General features: G+C 62.4%; 18 protein-coding genes. 4 read left to right on the forward strand and 14 right to left on the reverse strand.

Going from position 1 to position 18,656, the window contains the following annotated elements; all coding sequences use genetic code 11:
• The first annotated feature begins 53 nt into the window (after positions 1 to 53).
• Both trmB and CW360_RS13135 read left to right on the forward strand, forming a co-directional pair.
• Positions 54 to 725, forward strand: a complete 672-nt coding sequence (gene trmB, locus CW360_RS13130; RefSeq protein WP_245874728.1) for a tRNA (guanosine(46)-N7)-methyltransferase TrmB — start codon at positions 54 to 56, stop codon at positions 723 to 725.
• 164 nt (positions 726 to 889) lie between these two features.
• Complete coding sequence (locus tag CW360_RS13135) at positions 890 to 2,230, forward strand: DUF1329 domain-containing protein (protein WP_170307395.1); 1,341 nt, start codon at positions 890 to 892, stop codon at positions 2,228 to 2,230.
• 75 nt (positions 2,231 to 2,305) lie between these two features.
• Here CW360_RS13135 and mep72 read toward each other — a convergent pair whose 3' ends face one another.
• The 13 genes from mep72 to CW360_RS13200 form a co-directional block, all read right to left on the reverse strand.
• Positions 2,306 to 4,096 (reverse strand): biofilm-associated metzincin protease Mep72, encoded by a 1,791-nt coding sequence (gene mep72, locus CW360_RS13140; RefSeq protein ID WP_101194005.1) that lies wholly within the window; start codon positions 4,094 to 4,096, stop codon positions 2,306 to 2,308.
• Between the two features lie 15 nt (positions 4,097 to 4,111).
• Positions 4,112 to 4,762 carry a biofilm-associated metzincin protease inhibitor BamI gene (gene bamI, locus CW360_RS13145; protein WP_101194006.1) on the reverse strand — a complete coding sequence of 217 codons (651 nt, stop codon included), beginning with the start codon at positions 4,760 to 4,762 and terminating at the stop codon, positions 4,112 to 4,114.
• A gap of 212 nt (positions 4,763 to 4,974) precedes the next feature.
• Positions 4,975 to 5,298, reverse strand: a complete 324-nt coding sequence (locus CW360_RS13150; protein ID WP_093984910.1) for a DUF3392 domain-containing protein — start codon at positions 5,296 to 5,298, stop codon at positions 4,975 to 4,977.
• Between the two features lie 15 nt (positions 5,299 to 5,313).
• Entirely contained in the window at positions 5,314 to 6,513 is a 1,200-nt protein-coding gene (gene hemW / locus CW360_RS13155) for a radical SAM family heme chaperone HemW (protein WP_093984911.1), read from the reverse strand.
• On the reverse strand, positions 6,510 to 7,100 hold the full coding sequence (gene rdgB, locus CW360_RS13160; protein WP_101194007.1) for an RdgB/HAM1 family non-canonical purine NTP pyrophosphatase: 591 nt from the start codon (positions 7,098 to 7,100) through the stop codon (positions 6,510 to 6,512). The genes hemW and rdgB overlap by 4 nt, the downstream gene beginning before the upstream one ends.
• A gap of 5 nt (positions 7,101 to 7,105) precedes the next feature.
• Positions 7,106 to 7,522 carry a DUF4426 domain-containing protein gene (locus CW360_RS13165; RefSeq protein WP_093984913.1) on the reverse strand — a complete coding sequence of 139 codons (417 nt, stop codon included), beginning with the start codon at positions 7,520 to 7,522 and terminating at the stop codon, positions 7,106 to 7,108.
• A 10-nt stretch (positions 7,523 to 7,532) separates the two neighbouring features.
• A complete protein-coding gene (gene metW / locus CW360_RS13170) occupies positions 7,533 to 8,126 on the reverse strand; it encodes a methionine biosynthesis protein MetW (RefSeq protein ID WP_101194008.1) in 594 nt (197 codons plus the stop codon).
• A gap of 3 nt (positions 8,127 to 8,129) precedes the next feature.
• Positions 8,130 to 9,269, reverse strand: a complete 1,140-nt coding sequence (gene metX / locus CW360_RS13175) for a homoserine O-succinyltransferase MetX (RefSeq protein ID WP_101194009.1) — start codon at positions 9,267 to 9,269, stop codon at positions 8,130 to 8,132.
• Between the two features lie 78 nt (positions 9,270 to 9,347).
• A complete protein-coding gene (locus CW360_RS13180; protein ID WP_093984916.1) occupies positions 9,348 to 11,330 on the reverse strand; it encodes a dynamin-like GTPase family protein in 1,983 nt (660 codons plus the stop codon).
• 102 nt (positions 11,331 to 11,432) lie between these two features.
• Positions 11,433 to 11,726 (reverse strand): DUF167 domain-containing protein, encoded by a 294-nt coding sequence (locus CW360_RS13185; protein ID WP_093984974.1) that lies wholly within the window; start codon positions 11,724 to 11,726, stop codon positions 11,433 to 11,435.
• On the reverse strand, positions 11,726 to 12,319 hold the full coding sequence (locus tag CW360_RS13190) for a YggT family protein (RefSeq protein ID WP_093984917.1): 594 nt from the start codon (positions 12,317 to 12,319) through the stop codon (positions 11,726 to 11,728). The genes CW360_RS13185 and CW360_RS13190 overlap by 1 nt, the downstream gene beginning before the upstream one ends.
• Positions 12,320 to 12,334: 15 nt before the next feature.
• The gene (gene proC / locus CW360_RS13195; protein WP_101194010.1) at positions 12,335 to 13,168 is read right to left on the reverse strand and encodes a pyrroline-5-carboxylate reductase; all 834 of its coding nucleotides are present in this window, start codon (positions 13,166 to 13,168) and stop codon (positions 12,335 to 12,337) included.
• 9 nt (positions 13,169 to 13,177) lie between these two features.
• Positions 13,178 to 13,870, reverse strand: coding sequence for a YggS family pyridoxal phosphate-dependent enzyme (locus CW360_RS13200; RefSeq protein ID WP_101194011.1), 693 nt, complete (start codon positions 13,868 to 13,870; stop codon positions 13,178 to 13,180).
• A gap of 72 nt (positions 13,871 to 13,942) precedes the next feature.
• Here CW360_RS13200 and pilT point away from each other — a divergent pair, with 72 nt between their 5' ends.
• Together pilT and CW360_RS13210 are read left to right on the forward strand one after the other, a co-directional pair.
• Positions 13,943 to 14,977 carry a type IV pilus twitching motility protein PilT gene (pilT, locus tag CW360_RS13205; RefSeq protein WP_093984920.1) on the forward strand — a complete coding sequence of 345 codons (1,035 nt, stop codon included), beginning with the start codon at positions 13,943 to 13,945 and terminating at the stop codon, positions 14,975 to 14,977.
• A 57-nt stretch (positions 14,978 to 15,034) separates the two neighbouring features.
• Positions 15,035 to 16,186 carry a PilT/PilU family type 4a pilus ATPase gene (locus tag CW360_RS13210; RefSeq protein ID WP_093984921.1) on the forward strand — a complete coding sequence of 384 codons (1,152 nt, stop codon included), beginning with the start codon at positions 15,035 to 15,037 and terminating at the stop codon, positions 16,184 to 16,186.
• A 59-nt stretch (positions 16,187 to 16,245) separates the two neighbouring features.
• Here CW360_RS13210 and CW360_RS13215 read toward each other — a convergent pair whose 3' ends face one another.
• Positions 16,246 to 18,639 carry a penicillin-binding protein 1A gene (locus tag CW360_RS13215; protein WP_101194012.1) on the reverse strand — a complete coding sequence of 798 codons (2,394 nt, stop codon included), beginning with the start codon at positions 18,637 to 18,639 and terminating at the stop codon, positions 16,246 to 16,248.
• Between the last annotated feature and the right edge of the window lie 17 nt (positions 18,640 to 18,656).

The raw sequence follows: 18,656 nt of genomic DNA on the forward strand, positions 1-18,656 counted from the left end.
CGTGCGCAGGTTATTTGATGAACGAAGAAACTACCCCCGACGCGGCGCGGCCGATGCGCGCCATCAAAAGCTTCGTCATGCGTGCGGGGCGCATGACCGAAGGTCAGCAGCGTGGCCTGCAGCTGGGCTGGCCGCGTTTTGGTCTGGAGCTGGCCGCCGGCCTGCAGGACTTCGATGAGGTATTCGGTCGTCAGGCGCCGCGTACCTTCGAGATCGGCTTTGGTATGGGGCAGGCGACCCTGGAGATGGCCGCTGCGGCGCCTGACGAGGACTTCATTGGTGTGGAAGTGCACCGCCCCGGCGTTGGTGCGCTGCTCAACGGCATGCTGACACAGCAGTTGGAGAATATCCGTGTGTACAGCTGCGATGCGCTGGAAGTGCTGCGTGACTGCGTGGCGGATGCCAGCCTGGATCGCGTGCTGCTGTTCTTTCCCGACCCCTGGCACAAGGCCCGGCATAACAAGCGGCGCATCGTCCAGCCGGAATGGGCGCAGTTGGTGCGGCAAAAACTGAAGGTCGGTGGTGTATTGCACATGGCCACCGACTGGCAGCCGTATGCCGAACACATGCTCGAGGTGATGAATGCCGCGCCGGGCTATCGTAACCTGGCGGTCGATGGCGGTTACATTCCACGCCCAGCAGAGCGCCCGGTGACCAAGTTCGAGCGCCGCGGTGAGCGCCTGGGTCATGGCGTCTGGGACCTCAAGTTCCGCCGCGAGCACTGATATACCAAGGGCGTACGCCGCTCACAGGGATGAACGACTAGACTGGGATCACCCGGCACCAGGATGGCCTCACCTGCTCCACCATGTTCAGGATGGGTTCGCCGAGCGCCGCTCACGAGCCAACAAGAAGTACGGCCCACGGCCGCTGCGAGGAGAATGTTGTGATGAAGCGATTGGCACTATTGCTGTTGGCGGCCTGTGCGCTGCCCGTTCAGGCCAAGGTCGACGCCGTGCAGGCAGCGCGCCTGGGGGCTGACCTGACACCGCTGGGCGCCGAGAAGGCGGGTAATGCCAGCGGCAGCATTCCGTCCTGGGAGGGCGGAATCACCACGCCGCCGGCGGAGTATCAGCCGGGTATGCACCATCCCGATCCGTTCAAGGCCGACAGCCCGCTGTTCCAGGTGGATGCCGGCAACATGGGGCAGTATGAACAGCAGCTCAGCGAAGGCCACAAGGCGCTGCTGAAAACCTACCCTGGCTACAACCTGCGGGTATTTCCGACCCGTCGTAGTGCCTCGGTGCCGCAGCGTATCTACGATGCCACTCGTTACAACGCGCAGAATGCGCAGATGATCTCCGGTGGTAATGGTGTGGAAGGGGCCGCCTCGGGGATTCCCTTCCCGATTCCCCAGGAAGGCCTGGAGGTGGTGTGGAACCACATCATGCGTTACCGCGGCGACCAGTTCCGCTATGTCACCAATCAGGCGGCTGTATTGGCCAGCGGTGCCTACAACCTGCTCAAGCTGGAGCGCGAGATCTATTTCGTGTACGGCCGTGAAGGGGTAAGCCTGCGCGATCTGGACAACACCCTGTTCTTCTACAAGTACCGTGTGGTGGCACCCTCCAAGCTGGCCGGTAATGCGCTGGTCGTGCAGGAAACCCTGGATCAGGTGCTGTCGATCCGCAAAGCCTGGCGTTTCAACCGTGGTGAGCGTCGCGTGCGTCGTTTGCCGATGCTCGCCTATGACAGCCTGCAGCCGGATACCAGCGGCATGGCCACCGCTGACGTAGTGGACATGTACAACGGTGCACCGGATCGTTATCAGTGGGAGCTGCTTGGCAAGCGTGAAATGCTCATGCCCTACAACAGCTATGCGCTGCACCAGAAAGGTATTCCGTACACCGATATTCTCCAGGAGAAGCACGTCAATCCGGCGCTGCTGCGTCATGAGCTGCACCGTGTCTGGGTGGTCGAGGCCACGCTGCGTACCGGTTTCAGCCATCCCTACGCCAAGCGTCGTTTCTACATCGACGAGGACAGCTGGCAGATCCTTGCCGTCGACCTGTACAACAAGAACGGCGAGCTGAGTGGCCTGCAGGAAGCCCATTCGATCAATTACTACGACGTGCCGATGTTCATGAGCACCCTGGAGACCATCTACGACCTGAAGGGTGGTCGCTACTTCGTCGACGGCCTGGACAACAACGAGCCGATGTACGATTTCTCTGCCGAACTGCGCCCGCGTGATTTCACCGCCCAGGCGCTGCGCCGCGAAGGCAACTGATCGCGCTTCACGGTTCAGCGGTTAATAAAAAAGCCCGTATCCCCGGATACGGGCTTTTTTTATCGCGGAGCGTGCTTAGCGTTTGCGCAGGCTGACGTTGTCGATGAACAGCGACTGGCTGCGCTGGGTGCCGAGGATCAGTAGCTCGGCACGGCGCAGCGTGCCTGCCGGCAACTGCACCTCCTGAGCCAGTGTGCTCCACTGGCCCGCCCGAGTGGCGCGCTGGCCAAGACTCAGGTGTTGACCGCGGCCCTGGCTGTCTTCGACATACAGGTAGGCGTAGGCTACCGCGCTGCTGCCACTGCTGCGGCCAATCGCCAGGTCCACCGAGAGCTGATAGCGTGCGCCGGGCTGCACCTGGCCAAGCAGGCTGATGCTGGCGCCCGAGCCTTCATACTGCCGCTGGTAGGCTTCCAGAGCGCGCTTGCCGCTGCGTGCATAACTGCTGGCGCGGATCTTGCTGTGGAAGCCCGACCAGCCGTCGATGCCATTCTCGAAGCTCCAGCTGAGTTGGCTGGGGAACGGTGGAACCGGTGGCGTGGCGGCCTGCGCCTCGACCAGTTCGACTTCGTCGATCAGCAGGCTACTGCCGCTATCGCTCCACAGGGCAACATAGGTGCTGCGTGCGTCTGCTGCGGGCTGGAAGGTGAAGTTGCGTTCCAGGCGGGAGAACTCGTTGCCGGTGAGCGACAAGCTGACCGACTGTTCGGCGCTGTAGCTGAGCCGTCCGTCGTTGAGCTCCTGGAGGATGGCCAGGCGGACATTTTCCCGGCTGTCGCGTGCCTTGAGCATGGCTTTGGCGCGCAATCGGTACTGGCTGCCGCGGTTCAGCGCGCCGACTGGTGTGACCAGCGCATCGAAGCCCTGGGTCTCCATCTGCAAGGCATTGTCGCGGCAGTTCAGCGCGACATTCACCAGGCTCAGGCGACCCTGGCCAAACAGGCTGCGCCAACCCTCGCCGTTGTTGAATTCGCCATTGCCGACCAGGCTCTTGAGTGCCGGCTTGCTGCACCAGGGCAATTCGGCCGGTGGTGGAGTGGTGCCACCCGGATTGCCAGTAACGGGTACCTGGGTGGCACGGAATGCGGCGATCTGTGCGGCCATGGCGTTGAGGGCACGAACGGCATCGGCTCGCTCATGTTCGCCACATGGACGGTTGCTGCAATCGCTGTCGCTGAGTTGCGGGTTGGAGAATACCGGGGCCTGACGGCGGGCGCCGAAGACCTGCGGGTAGGCCATGATGGTGCTGTACTGGCCCTGCACGCCATAACCACGGCTCCATTCGTGGGTGCCGCTGTGCCCGTTGTTGCTGTAATAGCCTTCCTGCTGGTCCTGCTCGTAGGAGTGGCGCAGGCCCATATTGTGCCCGGCCTCGTGGGCAAAGGTGCTGAGGCTGCAGTCAACCCCGGTCAGGCCATAGGCCATTTCCTTGGCCCCGTTGTTGAAGCGGTCGCTGTTCTTGCTGCCGCTGCCCATCCAGGCGATGCCGCAGACGCCGTAGCCCTGGCCCTGGGTGGTACGGTTGACCAGTTGCACCAGGTCCGCGCCGTATTGTTCCCGCAAGCGTTGTACCCGGCTGTCGTAGGTGAACTTGTTGAGGTTGCTGGATGACACGTCGTAGTAGTCGGCCCAATCCAGCAACTGCTTGTGTACCAGGCGCAGGCGCAGGTTAGCGCCACTCTTGGCATAGGCATTGTTGGCGTATTCGATATAGCTGGCGATGCGCGCGTCGATATCGCGGCCGTTGGGCAGCGCCTGGGCATCCTTGGTGTAGAGCACCATGATGTCGACGATCTGCGGGTTGGCCTGGGCGCTGTGGGCGGCCATGGCGAGCGCCAGGGCGGATAGCCATTGCGTTTTGTTCATGGAATTTTCCTTGTTTCAGCCCTGGCTGGGCGGCGGCAGCGGGGCCAGCTCTTGGTGGTCGTAGTGCAGGTGGTCGTTAGGGTCGGCGCGCAGTACCAGTTGGTTCTCGTCGGTGATCTGTGTCTTGCCGGTGGCGTTGTCGATGATGATGGCCAGGCTGCCGTCGCGGGTGGCTACGCTGATATGGGTTTCCAGCTTGCCGCGCACCAGGGTCAGGCTTTCCAGATCATCGTCTTCGCCCAGCGCGCCATGCCACACCGCGCTGTCCCCGGTATTGCGGGTCTGGCTCAGCGTGACGCGCAATACCTGTGCATGGCCAGGCAAGGCCAGACTGACGACTTGGCCCTGCTGCAGGTCCTGCAACAGTTGTGGATTGATCTGCGTGTAGTACTGGGTGAGCCCTTGCGCGTGCTCTTCACGCAGGCTGTCGGCGTTCCACAATACGCGCTCGCTAGGTAGGTCACCGGGGCTGTGCTTGGGCTGTGCGCTGAGCGGCAGCTGAGTACGCTTAGGCAGGGCGGCTGGCGTAACTGCAGGCGGTTGCCCAAGGCTGTCTTCCGCTTGCAGGGGCGCAGGCAGGGGCGTGGGTTGTTCGGCGAGCAGCACACCGAGTGCACCACCGACGACGGCCGTGGCCACCGCGGCGGCGATCCAGGTTTTTGACATGCAGCGTTTCCTTGTGGGAGTGAGGTTGCGCTGCGCAGTCTAGGGAGGGAGGTGTGCCGAGTTCGCTGGTTGCATCACAGCCTGGCAGCCGCTGCAGGCGGGTATGCCGCTTTGGCGAGCAGCGTCGCAGTGCCAGGGTGTGACAGTTCGCGGCCGTTGCGGAACCGCTTGGCAAAATGCTTGCGCAGGTGGCGAAAAAGCTGAGCGACTGGTCAGCTGCGGTCGGCGAGTATGCCGATGATGAAGAACACCAGCAGCAGCACCGGCGACAAGGTGAAGTTATTGAAGTGCGCCAGTCCCTTGGCCAGCCAGGGGGTGAGGAAGACGATGGCCAGGCCGTAGCCGACCGCGCAGACGATAACGAAGATCAGCGTGCGCAGGATGAAATTGAGCGAACCGATGCTGCGTTGCACCCAGGCATTGAGTCCTGGGCCGAACAGCACGAAGAGGGTTGCCATGATAGCCAGGGAGATGTCGTAGAGGTGGCCGCGGCTCCAGCGTGACAGGTTGACGATCAGGTCGAGAAGCATATCCATGGGCGGTCCTTGTCTTCACAGAAACAGTTGCAGCAGGTCGTTGAGAAACAGCTGCCCGCGGGGGCTGGCCTGCAGACGCTGTGGGTCGGGATTGAGCAGCCCCTGCTGCTCGGCGCGTTGGCGTGCCGCGTCAAGATGCGCGAGGGGCAGCCCGGTGCGCTGGCTGAACAGACTACTGGGTACGCCGTCGCTCAGGCGCAGGGCGTTCATCAGGAATTCGAAGGGTAGTTCCTGTGCGTCCAGCCAGCGGGCCCCGGCCTGCTGGCGTTGTGCGCTGGCCAGGTAGTCCTTGGGCAGACGGGTCTTCCAGGTGCGCTGGATGCGTCCGTCGGCGTGGCTGAGCTTGCCGTGGGCTCCGGCGCCAATGCCGATGAAGTCGCCAAAGGTCCAGTAATTGAGGTTATGCCGCGCCTGGCGCTGTGGCCGGGCATAGGCCGAGGTTTCGTACTGCGCGTAGCCCTGTTCGGCGAGCAGAGCCTGGCCGGCCTCTTGGATGTCCCAGAGAATGTCATCTTCCGGCAGGCTCGGCGGCTGGCTCCAGAACTGTGTGTTGGGCTCCATAGTCAGCTGGTACCAGGACAGGTGGCTGGGCTGCTGGGCGATCGCCAGATGCAGGTCGGCGAGTGCTTCTTCCAGCGTCTGCTCGGGCAGGCCGTGCATCAGGTCGAGGTTGAAATTGTCGAAACCGGCGGCGCGTGCCATGTCGGCGGCGCGCACGGCTTCGCCGCCATCATGGATGCGCCCGAGCGCCTTGAGCTTGCTGTCCTGAAAGCTCTGGATGCCGATCGACAGGCGATTGATGCCGAGCTGGCGGTAGGCGGTGAATTTGGCTTGCTCAAAGGTGCCGGGGTTGGCCTCCAGGGTGATTTCGATGTCCTCGCTGAAGGACAGGCGTTGTTGCGCACCGTCGAGAAAGCGTCCCAGTGCCTTGGCGGAAAACAGGCTGGGCGTGCCGCCACCGAAGAAGATTGAGCGCAGCGGGCGTCCTTGCGCCTGCTCACGCTCGGCCTCCAGGTCGGCCAGCAGCGCATCGACGTATGCCTCTTCCGGCAGGCTGGGGCCGGCAGCATGCGAGTTGAAATCGCAGTACGGGCATTTCTTCACGCACCACGGGATGTGCACGTACAGCGAGAGCGGCGGCAGCTCGAAAGACGCGCTGACTGCGGGCCGCTCACTCAGCGCTGTGGCCGGCGCCGGCTGGCGTGGCGCATTCATAGCCCCAGCCGCTGCTTGAGCAACTGCATGGCGCGGGCGCGGTGACTGAGCTGGTTCTTGCTGGCTTTGTCCAGTTCGGCGCTGCTGCACTGGCGCTCCTCGACCCAGAACAGCGGGTCGTAGCCGAAGCCGTTGCTGCCGCGCGGAGCCTGCAGGATACAGCCCTGCCAGAGCCCTTCGCAGATGATCGGCAACGGGTCGTCGGCATGCCGGACCAGCGCCAGGGCACAGACGAACTGGGCACTACGCTGTGCCTCGGGCACCTCGCGCAGTGCTTGCAGCAGCTTGGCATTGTTGGCGGCATCGCCCTGGCCATCGGCATAGCGTGCCGAGTAGATGCCTGGTGCGCCGCCGAGGGCATCGACGGCCAGCCCGGAGTCGTCGGCGAGTGCCGGCAGGCCGCTCAGGCGCGCAGCATGACGCGCCTTGAGGATGGCGTTCTCGACAAACGACAGGCCGGTTTCCTCAGGCTCCTCGCGGGAAAACTCGCCGACCGAGCGCAGCCGTACATGTTCGCCGAGCATGTCCTGCAGTTCCTTGAGCTTGCCGGCGTTGTGGCTGGCCAGTACCAGTTCGTTGAGCTGCATGGGGATCAATCCGCGAAGACTTCCTGGGTGAAGGTCAGCGTATGCGCCGGCCCGCCATTGCCTTGTACCTGCAGTTCAAAGACCAGTTGTTCACGGCTGTCGATGGTGAACTGTGCCAAGTAATAGATGGCCTCGCCTTCGCGCTGCTCGCGGAAGGTCAGTGGGCTGCGCTGGCCAAGCAGGTTACGCACCTGGCCGCTGACCGTGCCGGCTTGGGCCTGGCTGCCCTTGCGCAGGGCGATATTGATGACACCGCGCTGCTTGCTGCGCTCCAGGCCACTGGCGGCGGCGATATCCGGTTGCAGAAAGGTCGAGTTGAACACGCTGTAGTGCACTTCCAGCTCACCGAAACGTTGCAGGCGTTCGGCGCTGGCAGGTAGCGACAGGCTGAGGGTCAGCAGGCAAAGCAACAGGGCACGCATGGGAACTCTCCTAGACACGACTAATGCGGTAGATACCGATTTCACCCAGCAGGTTAGGCCATAGACGGCTGGCCGTGCTGTGGCGGTGCTGGCGATCGACCGCCAGGCGATCGAGGACGCGCAGCTGGCGCTGGTGACACAGCGCCTCGAAGTCCTTGAACGTACAGAAGTGGATGTTCGGTGTGTTGTACCAGGTATAGGGCAGGAAGTCGGAAACCGGCATGCGCCCCTTGCTGGCCAGGTACCAGCGGCAACGCCAGTGACCGAAGTTGGGGAAGGTGATGATGCAGGTCTTGCCCACCCGCAGCATCTCGTCGAGGATCCGGTCGGGGTAATGCACAGCTTGCAGCGCCTGGGTCATGACCACCACGTCGAAGCTGTCGCTGGCGAAGTTGCCGAGGCCCTGGTCGAGATCCTGCTGGATGACGTTGACGCCGCGCTCGATGCAGTGGGCGATGTTGTCCGGGTCGATTTCCAGGCCATAGCCGCTGACCTGCTTGTGCTCACGCAGCCAGGCGAGCAGTTCGCCGTTGCCGCAGCCCAGGTCGAGCACGCGGCTGCCGGCAGGTATCCAGTGCTGGATGATGTCCAGATCGGCACGCATGACTTATACCTCGATGCGCTGCATGTAGGCGCTGAAGGCCTGCAGGTAGCGGGGGATGGGCAGCAGGAAGGCGTCGTGGCCCTGCGGAGCGTCGATGTCCAGGTAGCAGACGTTTTTCTTGGCGGCCATCAGCGCGTTGACGATTTCCTGCGAGCGGGCCGGCGAAAAGCGCCAGTCGGTGGTGAAGGACAATACGCAGAAGTCGGCTTGGGCGACGCTCAGCGTGCGCGCCAGGTCGCCCTCATGGGCCGCCGCCGGGTCGAAGTAGTCGAGGGCCTTGGTCATCAGCAGGTAGGTGTTGGCGTCGAAGCGTCCGGAGAACTCTTCGCCCTGATAACGCAGGTAGCTCTCTACCTGGAACTCGACGCTGTGCAGGTCATAGTTGTGCGTGGCGCTCTTGCGCTCGCGTCCGAATTTTTCGCCCATGGCGTCATCGGACAGGTAGGTGATATGGCCAACCATGCGCGCCAGCATCAGGCCGCGCTTGGGAATGGTGCCAAGTTCCTGGAAGCGCCCTTCGTGGTAGTCGGGGTCGGACAGAATGGCCTGGCGGGCGACTTCATTGAAGGCGATGTTCTGTGCCGAGAGCTTGGGCGCCGAGGCGATGCATACGCAATGCCGTAGCCGTTCCGGATAGCTGATGCTCCACTGCAGGGCCTGCATGCCGCCCAGGCTGCCGCCCACCACCGCAGCCCATTGGCGGATGCCCAGGTGGTCGGCCAGGCGGGCCTGGCTGTTCACCCAGTCCTCCACGGTAATCACCGGGAAATCCGCCCCATAGGGCTTGCCGGTCGCCGGGTTGAGGCTGCTCGGGCCGGTCGAGCCGTTGCAGCCGCCCAGGTTGTTGAGGCTGACCACGAAGAACTTGTTGGTGTCGATGGGCTTGCCGGGGCCGATGCAGCTGTCCCACCAGCCGGGCTTGCGTTCGTCCACGCTGTGGTAGCCCGCGGCATGGTGATGCCCGGAGAGGGCATGGCAGATCAGCACGGCGTTGCTGGCCTGGCTGTTGAGCTGGCCATAGGTTTCGATCACCAGTTCGTAGCTGTCCAGCTGGCGGCCACAGGCCAGGGCCAGCGGTTGCTGGAAGGCCAGCCGCTGGGGGCTGACCAGGCCAACGGAGTCGGCGGGGAACACTGCGGGCATCGGACCCTGCTCTTGCTAGACGGAGGCGCCAGTCTAAAGAGCGTGAAGGCCAGCGGCAAGGCTGTGCAATACGCGGCCTCAGGCCTCGCCGGAGTCCTGGCGTGCCGCCTGTGGCAGGCTGACCACCTTGCCCTGACGCTGGATGGGCGCCGGACGGCGCAGCTGGCGCAGCATGTCGTTGGCCTGGGCCAGTTGCTGCTCCAGTTCACTGCTGTAGCGCGCCAGTTGCTGACCACGCTGGCGTGCCTGCTGGGTGTCCTGGGCCAGGGCCTTGAGGCGCAGCATATGGCTTTCCAGCAGTTGCTTGTGTTCCAGGGTGTACTGCATCAGCGGCATCAGGGCGTCACCGGCCCATTGCCGGGCATCCTCGCGCAGGCGCTTGTGCAGACTGACCACTTCCTGCACCAGGGTGGTAAAAAAGCGTCGGCTCAGGGTGCGCTGCTCGGTCAGCAGGGTCTTTAGCTGCAGGCGGAACTGGTCGGCTTTCTGGCGCAGTTGGCCGAGCTCGCGCTGGTAGCGCTTGCTGTTGAACTGCGGGGCATCGACGCCGTGCAGCGGATTATCCTGGTTGTGCCGTTGGTAGATGGCCGCAACCATGCGGTTGGCCTGTTCCGCTTCGCTGGCAAAGCTGTCCAGATCATGCTCGATGCTGTCGAAGAAACGCAGGATGGCCTGCTGGATGCCCAGGGTCGTCCAGCTACCGTTCAGGCTGTCGCTGAGCAGGCTGAGCTGCTGGTCGAGTTGTTCGGCACGCAGCGCCTGACAGAGCAGGTCGCCCTGGCGTTTGAGCAGGCGTTGATTGGTTTTCAGGCCCAGCAGGCGCCGATGGTGCTGGGCATGTTCTTCCTTGGTGCTGGCGGTCAGTTCGAAAAGCAACTGGCCATTGTCCTGCTGGTGGTTTTCCAGCAGTTGCTGTTGCTGGCGGACTTTCTCCAGGCGCAGGGCGAGGGCATGCTGGCTGTTGTTGAGCAGGGCCAGCACCTGGTTGACCACGCGCTCTTCGAGCAGGCGTTCCTTTTGCGCAACGATGCGTTCACAGAGCAGGTGCTCGAGATCGGCCATACGGCTGCGCGCGAGCAGCGCGCGGTCGCCACGCACCTTGGCCAGCAGCGCTTGCTTGGCGGACAGCGGCAGCACGTTATCGGCGTCGATGCCCAGTTGCTTGGCAGTGCTCTGGCGCATCTGCTCGATGCTCTGGGCGATCTTGGCTTCTCCGGCCAGGTCATCCCATAGCATGTCGATCTTGTTGAGCACGGCAAACAGGCTGCTCTGGGTGTTTTCATCCAGTTGGCGAATGTGGTTTTGCCAGATGGCCATGTCGCTGGCGCTGACCCCGGTATCGGTGGCCAGCAGGAACAGAATGGCTTGGGCATTGGGCAGCATCGACAGGGTCAGCTCGGGCTCGCTGCCCAAGGCGTTGAGTCCGGGCGTATCGAGGATGCGCAGGCCCTGGCGCAGCAGCGGGTGATCGAAGTTGATCAGCGCATGGCGCCAGGCCGGCACCAGTACCTGTCCCGGTTTGCCGGCTGGTTCCAGGCCGTCGGGGTGGAAGCCCAGTTGGATGGCCTGCTCCACCGGCATGGCTTTGCTGCGTGCGACCTGGGCAAAGGCCTGGGCCATGTTGGCCGGATCGCTGCTGTCCAGGGGAATATTCACCCAATAGCGCGGGATGCGTTTGAACTGCGCAATGTTGGCGGCGCTGCTGCGTGTCTCGATGGGTAGCAGGCGGATGCAGGAGCGTTCGCTGCGTGGGTCGAAAAACAGCTCGGTGGGGCACATGGTGGTGCGCCCGGCCTGCGAGGGCAACATGCGCTGGCCGTATTCGGAGAAGAACAGGCTGTTGATCAGCTCGGTCTTGCCGCGCGAAAACTCACCAACGAAGGCCAGGGTGATGTGGTCGGTGCGCAACAGCTTGAGTGCACGCTCCAGCTTGGCGGTCAGCGTCTCGGAGTTCAGCCGGTTGTGTTCCAGCCAGCTGCGGTAGCGGGTGATCTCGCGGATCAGTTCGCGCTTCCAGGCGACATAGGCATCGACCTGCTGGCTGAGTCGTTCCATGCTCATGGCAATCTCTCCGGACGTATGTCGACCTGGTAGGCGGTGCTTGCATTATGGAGAGCGCGAGGCCAGCGTCAATGCGTGGCAGTCTGCCGCCTGCGTAACCACTCAGGATGCGGGTGCCAGGCCGGGCAGCTCAGGGAGCTGGCGGGGCGCCTGGATGCGTACGCGCTTTTGCCGGCTGCTGTCGCCACTGTCCAGGCTGACCTGGCTTTTCGCCACGCCAAAAGCCTTGGCGATGAACGCCAGTAGCTGGGCATTGGCCCTGCCGTCGATCGGCGGGGCACTGATGCGGATTTTCAGGCGCTCACCATGCAGCCCGGCAAATTCATCCTTGCTGGCCTTGGGCTGCAGGTGACAGTCGAGCAACAGATCGGCGCCGTCCCAGCGAAAGTAGCTCATCAGATGAACGGGCTGAGGGCCTTGGGCATGCCGGTCATGACGACCAGGTTGCCAATCACCAGCATGTCCAAAAGGTTCAGTGCGATAAACGCAAAGATCGGTGAAATGTCCAGCCCGCCCAGGTTGGGCAGCAGGCGGCGAATCGGTGCCAGCAATGGTTCGCACAGCTGGTTGACCAGTTGTGCCGCCGGGTTGTAGCTGCCCGGTGCGACCCAGGAGAGGATCACGCTGACAATCAGGGCGAAGAAGAACACCTTGAGGAACAGCGAAGTCACACCGATCAGCGACCACACCAGCAGTTGCGCGAGATGCCCGCCAACGTCGATGCCCATCAACAGCAGGGTGACGATCATCAGCAGCAGCTGCACGCCGATAGCCAGCACCAGCGAGGCGATGTCCAGGCCGGCCAGGCCGGGAATCAGCCGGCGCAACGGCTTGAGCAGCGGCTGGGTGGCGCGCACCACGAACTGGCTGAGCGGGTTGTAGAAGTCGGCGCGTACCAGTTGCAGGATGAAACGCAGCAGGATGATCAGCAGGTACAGGCTGCCGAGCGTCTGGATGACATAGATGAAGGCAGTACTCAAACCATTCATGGGAAAGCTCCGGGTTTAGTCGCCGAGTTGGGCGGCCAGTTCGGCCGAGCGTTGCTGGGCAGCCTGCATGGCCTGCTGTACCAGTTCACTGAAACCGCCGGCCTGGAAGCAGCGAATGGCTGCCTCGGTGGTGCCGTTGGGCGAGGTGACCCGACGGCGGAGCTCGCCGGCCTCGACCTGGCTTTCCGCGGCCATGCGGGCCGCGCCCAGTGCAGTGTGCTGGGCGAGGCGTGCGGCGGTTTGCGCATCCAGGCCGAGTTGTGTGCCGGCTTGGGTCATGGCCTCGATGAGCAGGAAGAAATAGGCTGGGCCGCTACCGGACAGGGCGGTAACCGCATCGATCTGTTGTTCTTCGTCGAGCCACAAGGCTAGACCAACCGCGCCCAGCAGTTGTTCGGCAAGCTGGCGCTGCGCCGCGCTGACCTCGGGCGTGGCAAACAGACCGCTGACGCCCTGGCGCAGCAGGGCTGGGGTATTGGGCATGCAGCGCACGATGGCCGGCGCAGTGGGGCGCTCCGCACGCAACCAGTTGGCCAGGCTGGCGCAGCTGATGCCGGCGGCGATCGAGACAACCAGCTCATGCCCCTTGAGGTGCTTGGCCAGGTCCAGGCAGACCGCTTTCATCACCTGGGGCTTGACCGCCAGCACCACGACATCGGCTTCGGCGATGGCGGCCGGGTTGTCGGCGAACAGTTCGATGCCGTGCTCGGCGTTCAGGCGGCTGCGTTGCTCTACACCGGGGTCACTGGCGCGGATATGACTGGCCGGGACACCCTGGGCGAGCAGGCCGCCGATCAGGCTGGTGGCCATGTTGCCGGCGCCGACAAAGGCTATGCGAGGCGAATTCATCGGTATTCCTTAAGAGTGAGGGGTGGCGTAGTCGCGGGCGCCAAACAGGGCGGTGCCGATGCGTACCCAGGTGGCACCTTCGGCAATGGCGGCTTCCAGGTCATGGCTCATGCCCATGGACAACGTCGCCAGGGGCGGCTGCAGGTCGCTCGCCAGTTGGCGCAATTGCGCGCAGGCGGCGCGCTGCTGCGCGAGATCGTCGCTGGGCTCGGGGATGGCCATCAGACCGCAGAGTTGCAGGTTAGTCAGCTTGGCCACGGCGGCGGCGAGCGCCGGGAGTTCTGCGGGCGAGCAGCCTGACTTGCTGGCTTCGCCGCTGATGTTGACCTGCAGGCAGATCTTCAGCGGGGGCAGGTTGGCCGGGCGCTGTTCGGACAGGCGCTGGGCGATTTTCAGGCGGTCTACCGAATGCACCCAGGCAAAATGTTCGGCAATCAGCCGGGTCTTGTTGGACTGGATGGGGCCGATGAAATGCCAGGTAATCGGCAGGTCGGCCAGTTCCTGCTGCTTGCTCAGCGCTTCCTGCAGGTAGTTTTCGCCAAAGTCACGCTGGCCGCAGGCGAAGGCCTCGCGCACGGCCTGTGCCGGCTTGGTCTTGCTCACTGCGAGCAGCTGTATGTGTGCGGGATCACGCCCCGAGGCTTGCGCTGCCGCACGGATGCGCGCGGCAACCTTTGCAATATTCTCTGCTATCGTGGACATTACTTGCGCTCTATAGCCCGGCCGTCTTGGCTCTGCGGCATTCTACCTGCTTGCATCTGATTGGGGAGTCCCATGGATATTACCGAGCTGCTTGCCTTCAGCGCCAAGCAAGGCGCGTCGGACCTGCACCTCTCGGCTGGCTTGCCGCCGATGATTCGCGTGGATGGCGATGTGCGGCGGATCAACTTGCCGCCGATGGATCACAAACAGGTCCATGCGCTGATCTACGACATCATGAATGACAAGCAGCGCAAGGATTACGAGGAATTCCTCGAGACCGACTTTTCCTTTGAAGTGCCCGGCGTAGCGCGCTTCCGGGTTAACGCCTTCAATCAGAACCGTGGGGCCGGCGCGGTCTTCCGGACCATTCCTTCCAAGGTGCTGACCATGGAAGAACTGGGAATGGGCGAGATCTTCAAGAAGATCTCCGATGTGCCGCGTGGCCTGGTGCTGGTGACCGGTCCGACCGGTTCGGGTAAGTCGACCACCCTGGCGGCGATGCTCGACTACCTTAACAACTGCAAGTACCACCACATTCTTACCGTGGAAGACCCGATCGAATTCGTTCACGAATCGAAGAAGTGCTTGGTCAACCAGCGTGAAGTGCATCGCGACACCCTGGGCTTCAACGAGGCGCTGCGTTCGGCCCTGCGTGAAGACCCGGACATTATTCTGGTCGGCGAGATGCGCGATCTGGAGACCATCCGCCTGGCGCTGACTGCTGCGGAAACCGGTCATCTGGTGTTCGGCACCCTGCACACCACCTCGGCAGCCAAGACCATCGACCGTATCGTCGACGTGTTCCCGGCCGAGGAGAAATCCATGGTTCGCTCGATGCTTTCCGAATCGTTGCAGGCGGTTATCTCGCAGACGCTGATCAAGAAGATTGGCGGTGGCCGGGTAGCGGCCCACGAGATCATGATCGGCACGCCGGCCATTCGTAACCTGATCCGCGAGGACAAGGTGGCGCAGATGTATTCGGCGATCCAGACCGGCGGTGCGCTGGGCATGCAGACCCTCGATGCCTGCCTGAAGAGCCTGGTGGCCAAGGGGCTGATCAGCCGGGAAAACGCCCGCGAGAAAGCCAAGACTCCGGAAAACTTCTGATAAATACGACCGCCCGCCGAGGCGGCGCGGTCGCTGTGCCAGTGCAGGTAGGGCTTCATGGAATTTGAAAAACTGTTGCGACTGATGGTCGAGAAGGGTGGTTCCGACCTGTTCATCACGGCGGGGGTGCCGCCGTCGATGAAGGTCAATGGCAAGATCATGCCGGTGACCAAGGTGCCGATGTCACCCGAGCAGACCCGTGAAACCGTGCATTCGGTGATGAACGAACAGCAGCGTCGCGAGTTTGCCGAAAATCACGAGTGCAACTTTGCCATCAGTGCACGTGGCATCGGCCGCTTCCGGGTCAGCGCCTTCTATCAGCGCAATCTGGCCGGCATGGTGTTGCGGCGTATCGAAACCAATATTCCGACCCTGGAAGACCTCAAGTTGCCTGAGGTGCTGAAGAAGCTGGCGATGACCAAGCGTGGCCTGGTGTTGTTCGTCGGGGCCACAGGGACCGGGAAATCAACGTCGCTGGCGGCGATGATCGGTTATCGCAACAAGAATTCCAGTGGCCACATCATCTCTATCGAAGACCCGATCGAGTACATCCATCAGCACCAGAGTTGCATCGTTACCCAGCGTGAAGTGGGCATCGATACCGACTCTTTCGAGGTTGCCCTGAAGAACACTCTGCGCCAGGCGCCCGATGTGATTCTGATTGGCGAGATTCGTACACGTGAAACCATGGACTACGCGGTAGCCTTTGCCGAAACCGGGCACTTGTGTCTGGCGACCCTGCACGCCAACAATGCCAACCAGGCGCTGGATCGAATCATCAACTTCTTCCCGCCGGATCGGCAGAACCAGGTGTGGATGGACCTGTCGCTCAACCTCAAGGCCATTGTCGCTCAGCAGCTGGTGCCGACACCGGATGGCAAGGGGCGTCGCGCGGTAATCGAAGTGCTGATCAATACCCCGCTGGCGGCTGACCTGATCCGTAAGGGTGAGGTTCATGAACTCAAACCTCTGATGAAGCGCTCCACCGAGCAAGGCATGCAGACCTTCGATCAGGCGCTGTACAACCTCTATGTGCAGGGCGAAATCACTTACGAAGATGCCTTGCTGCATGCCGATTCGGCGAACGACCTGCGTCTGATGATCAAGCTCGGTTCGGAAACGGATGGTGAGCACCTGACCAGCATGAGTCAGGGGCTCAGCCTGGAAATGAGCGAGGATGACCAGCCAGGCATGCGTTTGCGCCGCTGAACTCGCTGGGTTCTGGTTGCGCCCCGTCACCTTTGGTCACGGGGCGTTTTTCTAGGTGATCAGAACAGATCCAGCGGTGCATCTTCCTCGATGGGCAGCGGACTGCCAGGGGCTTGCAGGCTGGGGTCGAACTCGCTCATCGAAGGCGGAGTGTCCTCGCTTTTGAAAACCTCGAAGTAGGCGTTTGGATTGCCGGGCGTCGCTGCGCGACCGCTGAACGGATCGACACGCAGGGTTACCACCCCAGGCGGTTGTGGTAGCAGGCGTTGTGGGCGGTCCTTGAGTGCTTCACCCATAAAGCTCATCCAGATCGGCAGGGCAACCGTGCCACCATATTCGTTACGGCCCAGGCTGGCCGGTTGGTCGAAACCGCTCCACACCGTAGTGACCAGGTCGGCGTTGTAGCCGGAGAACCAGCTGTCCTTGGACTCATTGGTCGTACCGGTCTTGCCGGCCAGGTCGGCACGTTGCAAGGCCAGGGCGCGCCTGCCGGTGCCGCGGGTGATGACGTCCTGCAGCATGCTGGTGAGGATATAGCTGGTGCGTGGGTCGATGATTTGCTCTGCGCTTGGCGGCACGCTCTCGCTAGACGGGACACCGCTGCTGGGTAGTAGCGGTGTCAGGCCGGGCACGCTGCGCGGATTGGCGACGAATAGCTGTTGTCCGTCGCGACTGTCAATCCGTTCGATCAGGTAGGGTTCGATCTTGTACCCGCCGTTGGCGAATGCTGCCCATCCGGTAGCGATTTCCATCGGCGTCAGATTGGCGGTGCCCAGGGCTAGCGAAAGATTGCCAGGCAGGTCTTCGCGGCGAAAGCCGAAGCGCTCGATATAGCTGAGTGTCTTATTGATACCCAGATCCTGCAGAAGGCGAATCGATACCAGGTTACGTGAACGATAAAGCGCTTCGCGTAGGCGAATGGGGCCAAGGAAGGTGTTGTTGTCGTTTTTCGGTCGCCAGGCTTCGGCCATGCCGGCTTCCTGGAAAACGATGGGGGCGTCATTGACCAGGCTGGCAGCGGTGTAGCCGTTATCCAGTGCAGCGCTGTAAACGAAGGGTTTGAAGCTGGAGCCTGGCTGGCGTTTGGCCTGGGTGGCACGGTTGTAATTGCTCTGCTCGAAAGAAAAGCCGCCTACCAGGGCGCGAATGGCGCCGTTTGCCGGATCCAGCGTAACCAGTGCGCTTTGCGCAGCAGGCAGTTGGGCGAAAACGAGTCTGTCGTCATCCAGGCGCTTGACTCGGATAATATCGCCGGGCTGGACGATATCGGCCGGTTTGCGTGGCACTGGGCCCATGCTATTGCTGTTGAGGAAGGGCCGCGCCCACTGCATGCTTGTCCAGGCGACTGCCTGTTCTTCACCGTTGCGTAGCATGACCAGGATGCCGCTTTGCTCAACCTGGGTGACCAAGGCGGGCTCCAGGCCGCCTAGACTGCGCTGCTGCGCTAGACGGGCAGGCCATTGCTCGCGAGGTAGTTCAGCCAGGCGTGCTTCCGGGCCGCGATAGCCGTGGCGCTGATCGTAGCTACGCAGCCCTTCATGCAGGGCGCGGTTGGCGCTTTCCTGGAGGTTGCTGGGTACTGTGACATACACCCTGAAGCCTTCGGTGTACGCTTCGCTGCCGTATCGGCCGACCATTTCTGCGCGTGCCATCTCGGCGATATAGGGTGCGCTGAGCTCTGGCTTTGGCACGTGGTAGCTGGCGGCGATGGGCTCTTCGATGGCGGCCAGATAGCGTGCCTGATCAATCTTGCCGAGGCGATACATGCGCCCCAGAATCCAGTCGCGGCGTTCCTTGCTGCGTGTAGGATTGACCAGCGGATTGAATGCCGAGGGGGCTTTGGGTAGGCCGGCAATCATGGCCATCTGGGCCAGGCTCAGTTCGCCTATGGGCTTTCCGTAGTAGACCTGGGCAGCGGCTTCGATGCCGTAGGCTCGGTGTCCCAAGTAGATTTTGTTGACATAGAGCTCAAGGATTTCTTCCTTGCTCAGCTCTCGTTCTATTTGCAAGGCAAGCAGAATCTCGGTGATTTTGCGTGAGAAGCTGCGTTCACTGGTGAGGAAGAAGTTCTTCGCCACCTGCATGGTGATGGTGCTGCCGCCGCTTTGGATCTGTCCGGTTTTCAATAATTGTGTCGCAGCGCGCAACAGGCTGCTGAAGTCGACGCCATGATGTTGGCTGAAGTTGTCGTCCTCGGCCGAAAGCAGGGCTGCAATAAAATCTTCAGGAATGTCGGCAAAGGCAATGGGCGCACGGCGCATCTCGCCAAACTCAGCGATCAGTTTCTGATCATGGCTGTAGACGCGCAGAGGTATCTGCAGTTGGATGCTGCGTAGCGACTCGACGGACGGCAGGCTGGGGCTAAGATACAGGTAGGCGCCACTGAAACTGAGCAGTGCAGCACAAAATATGGCGACGCCAGACCACCAGAAAAACTTGAGCAGGCGAATCAAGATGATGGGATTTCCAG

This window comes from Pseudomonas fluvialis, from assembly GCF_002835605.1.
GTDB lineage: Bacteria > Pseudomonadota > Gammaproteobacteria > Pseudomonadales > Pseudomonadaceae > Aquipseudomonas > Aquipseudomonas fluvialis.